12 protein-coding genes are annotated in these 12,088 nt (G+C 48.8%); 4 read left to right on the top strand and 8 right to left on the bottom strand.

Features of this window, described 5'->3' with window-relative positions:
- Positions 1–798 precede the first annotated feature (798 nt).
- Positions 799–1,740, top strand: a complete 942-nt coding sequence (locus EQU24_RS08515; protein WP_017839893.1) for an NAD-dependent epimerase/dehydratase family protein — start codon at positions 799–801, stop codon at positions 1,738–1,740.
- 140 nt (positions 1,741–1,880) lie between these two features.
- On the top strand, positions 1,881–3,104 hold the full coding sequence (locus EQU24_RS08510; protein ID WP_017839894.1) for an aminotransferase class I/II-fold pyridoxal phosphate-dependent enzyme: 1,224 nt from the start codon (positions 1,881–1,883) through the stop codon (positions 3,102–3,104).
- Positions 3,105–3,320: 216 nt separating this feature from the next.
- Here EQU24_RS08510 and EQU24_RS08505 read toward each other — a convergent pair whose 3' ends face one another.
- Positions 3,321–3,686, bottom strand: a complete 366-nt coding sequence (locus tag EQU24_RS08505) for a hypothetical protein (protein WP_014148914.1) — start codon at positions 3,684–3,686, stop codon at positions 3,321–3,323.
- A gap of 121 nt (positions 3,687–3,807) precedes the next feature.
- Positions 3,808–4,344 (bottom strand): cob(I)yrinic acid a,c-diamide adenosyltransferase, encoded by a 537-nt coding sequence (gene cobO / locus EQU24_RS08500; RefSeq protein WP_014148915.1) that lies wholly within the window; start codon positions 4,342–4,344, stop codon positions 3,808–3,810.
- A gap of 379 nt (positions 4,345–4,723) precedes the next feature.
- Here cobO and EQU24_RS08495 point away from each other — a divergent pair, with 379 nt between their 5' ends.
- Positions 4,724–5,680 (top strand): alpha/beta hydrolase, encoded by a 957-nt coding sequence (locus EQU24_RS08495; protein ID WP_017839895.1) that lies wholly within the window; start codon positions 4,724–4,726, stop codon positions 5,678–5,680.
- A gap of 200 nt (positions 5,681–5,880) precedes the next feature.
- Positions 5,881–6,390 (top strand): hydrogenase maturation protease, encoded by a 510-nt coding sequence (locus tag EQU24_RS08485; protein ID WP_017839896.1) that lies wholly within the window; start codon positions 5,881–5,883, stop codon positions 6,388–6,390.
- Between the two features lie 196 nt (positions 6,391–6,586).
- Here EQU24_RS08485 and EQU24_RS08480 read toward each other — a convergent pair whose 3' ends face one another.
- From EQU24_RS08480 to urtB, 6 genes are all read right to left on the bottom strand, one after another.
- Positions 6,587–6,979 carry an FmdB family zinc ribbon protein gene (locus EQU24_RS08480; RefSeq protein ID WP_017839897.1) on the bottom strand — a complete coding sequence of 131 codons (393 nt, stop codon included), beginning with the start codon at positions 6,977–6,979 and terminating at the stop codon, positions 6,587–6,589.
- 180 nt (positions 6,980–7,159) lie between these two features.
- Positions 7,160–8,389, bottom strand: coding sequence for a formamidase (gene fmdA, locus EQU24_RS08475; RefSeq protein ID WP_017839898.1), 1,230 nt, complete (start codon positions 8,387–8,389; stop codon positions 7,160–7,162).
- A gap of 35 nt (positions 8,390–8,424) precedes the next feature.
- The gene (gene urtE / locus EQU24_RS08470) at positions 8,425–9,114 is read right to left on the bottom strand and encodes an urea ABC transporter ATP-binding subunit UrtE (RefSeq protein WP_017839899.1); all 690 of its coding nucleotides are present in this window, start codon (positions 9,112–9,114) and stop codon (positions 8,425–8,427) included.
- Positions 9,115–9,138: 24 nt separating this feature from the next.
- The gene (gene urtD, locus EQU24_RS08465; RefSeq protein WP_014148225.1) at positions 9,139–9,888 is read right to left on the bottom strand and encodes an urea ABC transporter ATP-binding protein UrtD; all 750 of its coding nucleotides are present in this window, start codon (positions 9,886–9,888) and stop codon (positions 9,139–9,141) included.
- Positions 9,878–11,146 carry an urea ABC transporter permease subunit UrtC gene (urtC, locus tag EQU24_RS08460; RefSeq protein ID WP_017839900.1) on the bottom strand — a complete coding sequence of 423 codons (1,269 nt, stop codon included), beginning with the start codon at positions 11,144–11,146 and terminating at the stop codon, positions 9,878–9,880. The genes urtD and urtC overlap by 11 nt, the downstream gene beginning before the upstream one ends.
- 13 nt (positions 11,147–11,159) lie before the next feature.
- Positions 11,160–12,086, bottom strand: coding sequence for an urea ABC transporter permease subunit UrtB (gene urtB / locus EQU24_RS08455; RefSeq protein WP_017839901.1), 927 nt, complete (start codon positions 12,084–12,086; stop codon positions 11,160–11,162).
- Positions 12,087–12,088 lie beyond the last annotated feature (2 nt).

The following is a 12,088-nucleotide window of genomic DNA, read 5'->3' as shown; positions in this document are numbered from 1 at the left end:
TAAGGATTTTTCCGTTCGCCCTGAGCCTGTCGAAGGGTGAATGGAAAAATCCTGGGTCGATAAGTTAAGCCGTCCATGGTTCGACAGGCTCACCACGAACGGCTTAACTTAATGGCAGTGAGGCAGAGCGTAGGAACGATAATTGCCGGGGGTCTGAATAGTTGCCTTTTATGGATTAAAGAATAACATACCTTCGAATGATTACTTAGCGCATATGATCCAAAGGACTTACAACGTTTCTTATAGCTTGGGTTATACCCGTGTAGATCAAAATTCGCCGCCTGGGTGTCCGCTAGAGGACGCCGTGAATACGTCCATATAGTCTCTATGCCAGCTCCATGCTGCCAAAGCCTTTGCGAACGCCCCGACGCCTCCATAAGCTAATGCCGAAATTTGAAGTGCGATAGGTATAAAATTACGGCAACCCCTAAACTATCGGCCTTGCTGGAGCCGAAAGGCTACATAACTACAGCAATTCCCAGTTTGAGCAGTATCGCCGATTTTAGGGTGTGGGGTATGCCTGTCGAGGAACGCCGTAAACCCATCCATGGGGGCTTGGCGGCAGCTCCCTGCTGCCGACATCCTCGCCAAGCATACCCCACACCCTTTTTGATCTCCAAATTGGGAATTGCTGACATAACTACTACAATTGCAGTTATGACTTGAATCCAATAAGTGATTTTAATGCGTTTGTTCCTGTTTGAACTTTAGCTGAACGGGACAATTCCAACCAATGCCGTTTATAATTCATTCGACTTCTCGGATTTATCGCCGCTGACCGCTATTTTTTAAAAACCGATGAAAACCATCCTCGTGACCGGCGCCACCGGACAAATCGGCTCGGAATTGACGCCAGCTCTCAGACAGCGATACGGCAATGATTCCGTTATTGCCGCCGGCCACCGCAAAAAAACCGATGCCGAGATATCGAACGCAGGCCCCTATTGCCGGCTGGACATTGAAGACGTCGCGGCGTTGGCCCGAATTGTCGAGGACTATCGCATCGATACGATCATTCACCTCGCTTCGTTATTGTCCGCAGTTGCCGAAACGGACCCGCAAAGAGCATGGTCGGTCAATATCGATGGCTTGTTCAATGTTTTGGAAATCGCACGCCAACACGCTTGCTCGGTATTTTTCCCCAGTTCGATAGGCGCCTTCGGCCCTAACACGCCGGCTTTCGATACGCCCCAGGATACGATTCAACGACCCAATACGCTGTACGGCATCGGCAAGGTAACCGGCGAATTACTGTGCGATTATTATCACAAGCGCTATAACCTTGACACTCGGGGGCTTAGATTTCCGGGATTGATTTCCTATAAAACACCGCCCGGCGGCGGCACGACCGATTACGCGATCGAAATATTCAACGCTGCCGCTCGATGGCAACACTACACATGCTATCTAAAACCCGATACGCAACTGGATATGATGTACATGCCGGATGCGATCGATGCGTTTTTGCAGTTAATGACAGCCGATCCCAAACGCTTGATCCACCGCAATGCCTACAATGTGACCGCGATGAGTTTCACTCCCGAGCAACTGGCCGCAGAAATTCGCCGGCATATCCCTAATTTCAAAATAAGTTATAAAATCGACCCGCTTAGACAAGCCATCGCCGACTCTTGGCCGCGCCACATGGATGATAGCGCCGCCCGGCAAGAATGGGGTTGGCAAGCGCGATACGACCTAGCAACGATGGTCGAAGACATGCTAGAGCACATAGCCGAATAAACCGATAATGCCCTTTCAATAAACCAAACCCCTACTCACTACTCACTACTCACTACTCACTATTCACTATTCACTACTTACTGCTTACCGCTTACTGCTTACTGCTTACTGCTAACCGCTAACCGCTAAAAGAGGTCATCATGACACTTGCCAAACTCGACGCACAGTTAAGGGACCGACTCTCCGCGATGCAAGACAAAGGTATCGCAAAAGGCAAGGAAAAAATCATCACCGGCTTCAAACCTGCCGAAAACGGCCTCGGCCCCAGGGTATTGCTTCAGAATTACCCGGATCGGACATTTTTGAGAATGAATGCCAATGCCTACCTGGGTCTATCGAGCCATCCCGCTGTCATTGCCGCCGAATCCAAAGCCGCCGAAACCTTCGGAGCGGGTCCCGGCGCGGTGAGGTTTATCAGCGGCACCTATCAACCTCATATCGATTTGGAAAACCGCCTGGCTGAATTTCACGATCGTCACTCGGCCATGCTATTCAGCGCGGCCTATGCGGCCATGATCGGCATCTTACCGGCGTTGATCGATGAAGACACGTTAGTCGTCAGCGATGCACTCAATCATAACTGCATTATCAATGCGATTCGTTTGGCAAAAACGGCGCGAAAAGCCGTCTTTCCGCATCTGGACCTGAGCGAACTGGAACGCATACTGATCGATAACAAAGGCCAAGCGGAACGAGTCATCATCGTCACCGACGGCGTCTTCAGTATGCGCGGCGACCATGCGCCGCTGGATAAAATCGACGCGATACGCAGAAAACATGAAGCCGATTACGCACAAGGAATTTTGACGGTCGTCGACGATTCGCACGGCATCGGCGCGCTCGGATCGTCCGGGCGCGGCACCGAGGAAATCACTGCAAGCCGAGCGGACATTTTGATTGCGACACTCGGCAAAGCGCTCGGCGTCAACGGCGGATATGTGGTGTCCAGCCGGACCGTAATCGACTATTTAAGGGAAACATCGGCGAGTTATATTTATTCCAATCCGATTACCCCTCCGGAAGCGGGGGCAGCTTTGGCCGCATTGAATATACTGGACAGCGCCGAAGGCAAAGGCCTGCTGAACCATATCCGAATGCTGGCCTTCAAACTCAGAAGCGGATTAACTCAATTGGGATTCGAAACCTTACCCGGCGAACATCCGATCGTGCCGATCATGATTAGGAATACCGATAAAACCGGGGCCTTAGTGCAACATTGCTTCGAGCACGACATATTGGTTACCGGCTTGAATTACCCGATTGTCGCGAAAGGCGAACAAGAAATCCGGCTACAGATTTCAGCGGCTCACACTGAACAAGACATCGATTATTTTTTGGATGTTCTAAGCCAATTTAAACATTAATCTAATAAAAGCATTTCACCATGAAGACCATGAAGAATAATAATTTAATTCAAAAACTTATTATTCATATGTAAATCATTTTTGCTCTCCTACTTCTTTTGGATTGACAAATCGTCTAAGAAAAAAAGGTATAGGATGTGTCTATCGAAGAAGTAATTTTTAACCAAAGGCTATGTAGGTACTTCCATGTACCCGGTCTGAACGTTTACGAGGTTTCTAATTTTTTTTCTCTTTTTTGATGATGACTTTATCGTCGATGACCAAGTCGGAAATACCACCGAGCTCTAAGCGCAAGGTGCAAGAAGCGTTTTTGAATGCATCGGTTTCACCTTGATAGTTATAAGTTACGTATGACTCCTTGTCGCTTTTCGTTTCGGATGGAAAAAACACCTGCTCGCCGGTTTCTTTCATAATTGCGGCAGGGCATTTTTTAGATGCCATTTCCTGCATCGCGACATAAGTTCTAATCATTGCCGCCGACTCTTTTTCCTCGATGGATTCTTGTTTGCTGACACCCACGACAATAAATCCGACGACAAAAACGCCGATAACCGCAATTACAATTTTAGTTGTTTCAGTCATAGCACCCTCTAGGTTGTTTATTTTTATAAGTATGATACCGAAGACATTTCAAAACATTCGGCAATACCCCATGAATTCTATGCCAATACGCTTATCTCGGCAATGCTTCGCTTAGAGCCGTTTAAAACTCAACTCCCTGCTCTGCCTTGATACCCTGGGTATACGCATGCTTAACCAGCGTCATATGGGTCACAGTATCGGCGACTTCAATGACCTCCGGCGCGGCATTGCGCCCGGTCAGCACTAAATGCATCCAGGACGGCTTCTCATTTTTAATGAACTCGGCGATTTCTTGTCCGGTGATCCATTCATAACCGCAGCAATAGTTGATTTCATCGAGCAATACGAAATCATAGGCTTCAGACTTAATTTTTTCCTTACTGAACTCCCAAATCGAGCGACTGGTTTTAATATCCTGCTCGGGATTTTTGGTATCCCAAGTAAAACCGTCGCCCAAAGCATGCCATTCGATATTGTCGAAACGTTCCGCGGCTTTGTGTTCGCCCGTTTGCCATTGACCTTTAATGTACTGAATCACGCAAACCTTCATGCCCCAGCCGGCGGCGCGAAATACCATACCCAACGCGCTCGAAGATTTGCCCTTCCCTTCGCCGGTATTGACCAACACCAAGCCACGCCGCTTATCTCTCGCTTTCATCCAATCTCCTTTACAAGTTATCAAATGTCGAGCAGAGTAACACCTTCATTCGTGAACGCAAGTTTTACCGAGCCTTCAACATCGACACTATGACTTCGCTTCATAAAGATCCTTTACCGTTTAAAATCGACACCATGTCAATCGAAATTTCAACTTACAGAATGTGTCAATCTTTTATCCTAGAAAGAGCAGTTGGCATATGTTGTAGACCGTTCATGCTGAGTAAAGTCGAAGCATGAAGGGTCTACAACACTTTCACCGACCTGGTGAATCCTCAAACTCCCGTTCACCCTTCGACAGGGCTCTCCTGAGCGAAGCAGAAGGGCTCAGGGCGAACGGGAGTTTGAGGCTCTCAACTGATCTTTTTAGGTTTATAGCGATGTTAATTGTATTGAGTTGCTGCGGATGCTCCGGCCTATTGTTCTATCCGAATGAACGGCACGTTCTCAAGCCCGTATCGCTGGGTCTTCACTATCGAGACGTCTATCTGAAGACTCCGGATGATCTCACGATTCACGGCTGGTTTTTACCGGCGCAGGGCGAACTCAAAGGCAGCGTTTATTTCTTGCACGGCAATGCGCAAAATATCAGCACGCACATTCATAACGTCAAATGGCTACCGGAACAGGGCTATCAGGTTTTGTTAATCGATTACCGCGGTTTCGGGCATTCCGAAGGCCAACCGAACCTGCCAGATATTTTTCTCGATATCGAAACAGGATTCGATTGGCTGATCGCAAAGTCCGAATCGAAACCGCTATTTCTTTTGGGCCAAAGCCTCGGCGCCAGTCTCGGCATCTACTTTGCCGCCCGGAACCCATCTGCCCGGCAACATCTAGACGGCATCGTTAGCGATGCGGCCTTCACCGGCTATTTTCAAATTGCCCGCGATGCCGCTGCCAACCATTGGCTAACCTGGCCATTTCAATACCTGTTTGCCTGGTCGTTAAACTACCCCTATAACCCTATCGAAGTCGTCGAACATCTCACACCGATTCCATTGCTGTTTTTTCATAGCGCCGACGACAGAATCATTCCATTCGACCACGGCAGGCAACTTTATCGAACCGCCAAGCCACCTAAACGATTCCACCCAACTCAAGGCGGTCATATACAGACTTTTAGATTTCGTCAAAACAGGGAAGTCCTCCTAGATTTTTTTGCTACGATAAGCGCCAAAAACCAATCGATTATACCCATCGCACTTCAAATTTCGGCATTGACGCATGGATGTGCCGGGTGTTCGGTCGATTTTTGCTCCTCGGCAATTGCTGAGTTACATGGATGTAATGAATGCAGAAAATGCAGGAGCATTTTTCTGCCCTGCATCGCCTAAAGCGCCTACTGTTGGTGCCCTAATACACGCCATCCATGGCGCTCGCAAAGGCTTTGACAGCAGGGATGCTGTCACAGAGCCTACATGGACGTATTCACGGCGTCCTTTGACGGACACTCCGGCGCCGAAATTTGACCTGCAAAGGGTATAACGCAACACCACGCGGATCGAAATAAATTTTTTATCGATAGGATTGCATGATGAATAAAAACTTACCCATTCTGATTTTCGGCTACGGCAACCTTAGCCGGGGCGATGATGCGCTCGGCCCATTACTACTGGAAATGATTCAGGAACGAATGACAACCGGTTCCGTCGAAATTTTGAACGACTTTCAATTACAAGTCGAACATGCTCTCGATCTTGAAGACCGGAATCTGGTATTGTTTATCGATGCCTCGGTCGCCTGCGCCGGCGCGTTCGATTTCAAGGAACTCAAACCTGCCCATGACAAGAGTTACACCACGCATGCGATGAGCCCTGCCGCCGTGTTGCAAGTGTATCAAACCATCAAACACCAAAACCCTCCGCCGTGCTTCTTATTGAGCATTCAAGGCGAACAATTCGAATTAGGCAGCGATTTAAGCTCGAAAGCGCGGGAAAATTTGCAAAGAGCCGGTCATTATGCCGAACAATTATTAAAACAGCCGAATGTCGACGCTTGGCGTAAACTAGCAGAAAAAGCTCTGTTAGGAACAAGCACGAAATAACTTCGACAAATGCAGAAAATGCAGGAGCAAAGGCTTTGCCAGCATAGAGCTGACATAGCGTATCTAAAGGGAAGTATTCAAGGCGTCCTTTGACGGACATCCCTGTGCCGAATTAAAAAAGTAGTCCTCATTAAAGCAAACCGTCTCCGACTACGCTCGAGAGTAAGAGACGGCCGGCTTTAACGCTTGAACGCGCTTAATGGCTGATCATCCAAGGCCTTTGCGAAGGAAAGACTTTACTTCCGTCTTGCATCAATATCACTTGCTGTCTCAAACTGCTACGATCGGGATGCTTCAGAAGCAACCCTTTGTTGCTACTGCACCCGCAATTCTTGGTGTGCTTGTGTTCGAGAATTTGATCCTCCCGGCTGTCTGCGGTCGAGAAAACCGGTTCGTGACGCGACTTTTCGTTGATACTCATCGCTTTACGCTTGTCCGGCGCCATTGCAAGCACCTCGGGCGGTATCATGATAATCCGCGGACTCGAGGTTTGGCAGTGCGGACAAGCCTGTGGAGCGCTGCTTTCTTCGAACGTTGCTAAGTCGTGGAAAATGCCGTGTTTCGGGCATTTATAGTCATAGAGCGGCATCGCTATTCTCCTAAGTTAATATACCTTTCGCACTTCAAATTTCTGCAGAGCCTAAGGAGGCATCGGGGTGCTCGGCAAAGGCTTTGCCAGCATGGATGCTGGCATAGAGCCTACATGGATGTATTCACGGCGTCCTTTGGCGGGCACCCCGGTGCCGAATTTTGATCTGCGATGAGTATATTACAGATCGGGTGACAACGGCACGTCGACATCGCCGGACAACTCCTTTTTCGGCCCTTCCGAATTCGGCTTGACGTTGAATTCGAAGATATCGGTCGGCAACCAAAGCGTCGCGCAGGCATTCGGAATATCCACGACGCCGCTGATGTGCCCTTGCACCGGCGCAGTACCTAAAATGGCATAAGCTTGGGCTTTCGAATAACCGAATTTCGTCAAATATTCGATCGCATTTAAACAAGCCTGACGATAAGCAATATGAACATCGAGATAATGTTGCTTGCCGGACTCGTCGACCGAAATACCTTCGAAGATTAAATAATCGTCATACTGGGGTTTGATCGGACTCGGCTTGAAAATCGGATTTTTGATTCCGTATTTTTTCATGCCGTCTTTGATCAAACCGACCCGAAGATGCGTCCAACCGGCCATTTCTATCGCGCCGCAAAATGTGATTTCGCCGTCGCCTTGACTAAAATGCAAGTCTCCCAAGCTAAGACCGGCATTCTTAACATAAACCGGAAAGTAGACCGTCGAACCTCGAGACAGGTCTTTGATATCGCAGTTTCCGCCATGCTCGCGGGGAGGTACCGTTCTTGCAGCTTCGGCCGCCGCTGCCTTTCCAGCATCGCCGCTCATACGTCCCATATGAGCCGTATCGGCATAAGGCAGCGTTGCCAAGGGCGGAACCCGGTCCGGCTCCGTATCGTAAAGGGCTTTTTCCCGCGTATTCCATTCATCCAACATTTCTTTTGAAGGCAGAGTGCCGATCAATCCGGGATGAATCAAGCCGGCAAACTCGACGCCGGGAACATGACGAGACTTCGTAAACATGCCGTTGAAGTCCCAAATCGATTTTTGCGCCTCGGGAAAATGTTCGGTTAGAAAGCCGCCGCCGTTCTTTTTTGAAAAAAAGCCGTTAAACCCCCATTGACTGTTTTCAAAAGCCCCGATATCGAGAATATCGACAACCAGCAAATCCCCTGGCTCCGCACCTTCCACACCGACCGGCCCGGACAAAAAATGCACTTTCGATAAATCGACGTCGCGCACATCATCGGCACTATCGTTGTTGTTAATTTGTCCTCCGGTCCAATCGTAGGATTCGATGATGAAATCGTCACCCGGTTTAACCATCGCCACCATCGGTATGTCCGGGTGCCACCGGTTATGAATCATGTCGTTTTCATAAGGTGATTTACTTAAATCGATTTTGATAATGGTTTCAGCCATAGCCTTTCTCCTGACAAAGTTTTAATGATTAATACTCATACCGATAAATAAGCCGCCACCTTGGCTTCATTGAGCGTTGCACGCTCTTCCTGATGAACGATTTCCCCCTTTTCGAGAACGATGATGCGGTCGGCGATTTCAAGCGCAAAACTCAACACTTGCTCCGACACGACAATCGATAAACCGCGCGTATCGCGTATTTTTTTTAACGTCCGAGCCATTTCGCGAATGATCGAAGGTTGAATACCCTCGGTCGGTTCATCCAACAGCAATAATTTAGGCTTGCTGGCCAACGCCCTGGCGATTGCCAATTGCTGCTGCTGTCCTCCGGATAAGTTCCCGCCTCGGCGATTTCGCATCTCTTCGAGTACCGGAAATAACTCGTAGAGATCGTTAGGAACGATCTTTTCCCCGGTACTGGTCAAACCGGTTTCAATATTTTCTTTGACCGTCATCGTCGAAAAAATCATCCGCCCTTGCGGAACGAAACCCAGACCTTTCGACACCCGCTGATGGCTTTTGAGTAACGTCAAGTCGACGTCGTCAAGTTGAACCTCGCCCTTTGCGGTAGGAATCATTCCGATCAACGATTTCATCAACGTCGACTTACCCATGCCGTTGCGTCCCATCACGGCTACGATTTCTTTCGGTTTTACATCGAAATTCAATCCGTGCAGCACTTCGCTTTGCCCATAGGCCACGTGGTAATCTTTAACGCTCAGCATTTTGTTTTCTCCTGATTCGACCGATTAATGGCCGAGATAGACTTCGATAACTTTGGGATCGTTTTTGACTCGCTCCATCGAACCTTCGGACAGCACTTTGCCTTGGTGCATAACGGTAACCCGATGAGCGATGTCTTCGACAAACTGCATATCGTGCTCGATGACGATTACCGAGCGGCCTTGGGTAATCCGGTTCAACAGTTCGGCGGTTTTTTTGCGTTCCGCAACCGACATGCCGGCAACCGGTTCGTCCAGCATCAATAAATCCGGTTTTTGAATCAGCAACATGCCGATCTCAAGCCATTGCTTTTGTCCGTGGCTCAATAAGCCGGCCGGTTTATCGAGATCGTTCTGTAAAAAAATGATTTCAGCTATATTTTCGACTTCTTCGATCACTTCACGGTCGCGCTTAAACATTAACGAGCCGAAAACGGACCGTCCTCGCGGGTATGAAATTTCAAGATTTTCAAACACACTCAAATCGTCGTATATCGAAGGATTTTGAAACTTTCGTCCAACGCCGTGATGGACGATTTGGTGTTCTTTCATTCGCGTCAACTCTTCTCCGCGAAACTTGATCGACCCGGAGGTGGCTTGAGTTCGTCCGCAGATCAAATCGAGTACCGTCGTTTTTCCTGCGCCGTTCGGACCAATGATGACGCGTATTTCCCCCTCGTCGACGTAGAATGACAAGTCATTGACCGCCTTGAAACCGTCGAAAGAAACCGTCAACCCTTCGACGGCTAAAACGAAATCTTCGTGCTTAGTCGACATATACGCCTCCTTCCAACTTTTCATCGGAACTTGGCGCCATTGTCCCGACAGTTTCGGGTTTAGAGATAGGTTTTGAAACCACTCTATTTTTCTCTTCCAAGGCCTCCTTACCCACAGTTTCTTTTGACGAATCCGTCCGCATGATAGAAGCACCCAGTCCGGCTGTTTTGCCGCTATACCAAGCAGGCAATTTCGGCTCGATGTAGCGCTTGAATAGACTGGCCAAGCCATTCGGAAATGCCATCACGACCGCGATGAACAGCGCTCCCATCGCAAACAGCCAAAGCTCTGGGAATGTCTCGGAAAATATCGTTTTAGCCCAATTCACCAACAACGTACCGTAAACTGCGCCAAGCAAGGAAAGTCGACCGCCCACCGCGCAATAAATCACCATTTCGATCGATGGAACGATGCCGACGAAGGAAGGCGACATAAAGCCGACCTGCAGCGTGAACATCGCGCCGCCGATCGCAGAAAACATTGCGCTCAGACAAAAGACGAATATTTTGAAGTTGGCTACGTCGTAACCGGAAAACCGGACTCTGTCCTCTCGATCGCGCATCGCGACCAGAATACGTCCAAGTTTTTTATAACGGATAAATTGTGAAAGTAACAAACATATAAAAAGAGCGGCCGAACAGACATAATACAAAATCACTTTGGCAGAATCGGAACGAATGTCCCAACCTAACAATGTGCGTAAATCGGTGATACCGTTGACTCCGCCCGTATAGCCTTGTTGGCCGATAATTAAAATGGTCATGATCGCCGCGATGGCTTGCGTGATGATCGCAAAATAAACCCCACCGACCCGAAGCTTGAACATCGCCACGCCTATGATGAATGCAAACAGCGTCGGCAATAGAACGATCGCCGACAACGCAAAAGGAAGTTGCCGAAAAGGCTCCCACCACCAAGGCAATTCGGTGATCTGATTCCAGTCCATGAAATCGGGTATGCCGGGAGTGGATTGAATTTTGGTCGACTCGGGATCGCTGGCTTCCAATTTGAGAAACATCGCCATGCAATATCCGCCCAAGCCGAAAAATACTCCCTGCCCCAAGCTCAAAATGCCGCCGTATCCCCAGCACAAAACCAAGCCGAGCGCGACAAAGGCATAGGTCAGATATTTACCGATCAAATTCAATCGAAATACATCCAAAGAGAGCGGGATAATCGCTAACAGGATGACCGCCAACAAGACATAGCCAAGCACTTCCTGCCTTGACATAAATCGAATATTGCTCCGTTGCCGCATAGGAAACTCCCCCTTATTGACGAATTTTGAGAGCAAAAAGCCCTTGAGGACGCAGCATCAGTATGCCGACGACAATCAAAAGCGTGATGACCTTGGCCATAGATCCGCTCAAGAAAAATTCCAAAGTCGATTGCGATTGTGAAATCGTAAACGCGGAGGCAATCGTGCCGATAAGGCTCTGTGCTCCGCCGAATACGACGACTAGAAAGGTATCGACAATATAGAGTTGACCCGAAGTCGGTCCTGTCGAACCGATCATCGTAAACGCGCTGCCAGCGATACCGGCGATGCCGCAACCGATGCCGAACGTGTAACGGTCGACCTTCCCCGTATCGATGCCGACCGCTCCTGCCATGGGTCTATTCTGAACGACGGCCCGCACTTGCTTGCCCCAGAGTGAGCGAAACATCAAGAAATAGACGCCCGACGCTATAAACAAGGTCAAAACCATCACGAAGATGCCATTGATCGGTACCTCTATCGTTTCGGTCATGGCATACGATCCCATCATCCATTCCGGAAGAGTCACGCCGACTTCTCGGGCACCGAAAACGGTACGGTACAATTGTTGAAGAATCAAACTGAGCCCCCAAGTCGCCAATAAGGTATCGAGAGGCCGCTTAAATAGAAACCGGATCATACCCCACTCGACCAACACGCCCAGCGCGAAACACACTAAGAAAGCCAGAGCCATCGCTACAAAAAAGTAGCCGTCGAATAAAGCCGGCAAATAGGTTTCGAAAATATGGGATGTTAAATAGGTTGTATAGGCGCCCAAAATCATGAATTCGCCATGGGCCATATTGATGACGCCCATCTGACCGAAAATGATCGCCAATCCCAATGCCATGAGCACTAAAACCGAAAATAAAATCAAACCGGCAAAACCCTGCATGAATAAAATATCTGTCAGTTCCGCCATTGAATATTCTTCAAACATGA

Origin of the sequence: Methylotuvimicrobium buryatense, from assembly GCF_005931095.1 — a bacterium.
GTDB classification, from domain to species: Bacteria; Pseudomonadota; Gammaproteobacteria; order Methylococcales; family Methylomonadaceae; genus Methylotuvimicrobium; species Methylotuvimicrobium buryatense.
This window is presented reverse-complemented; position numbering and strand designations above follow the sequence as displayed.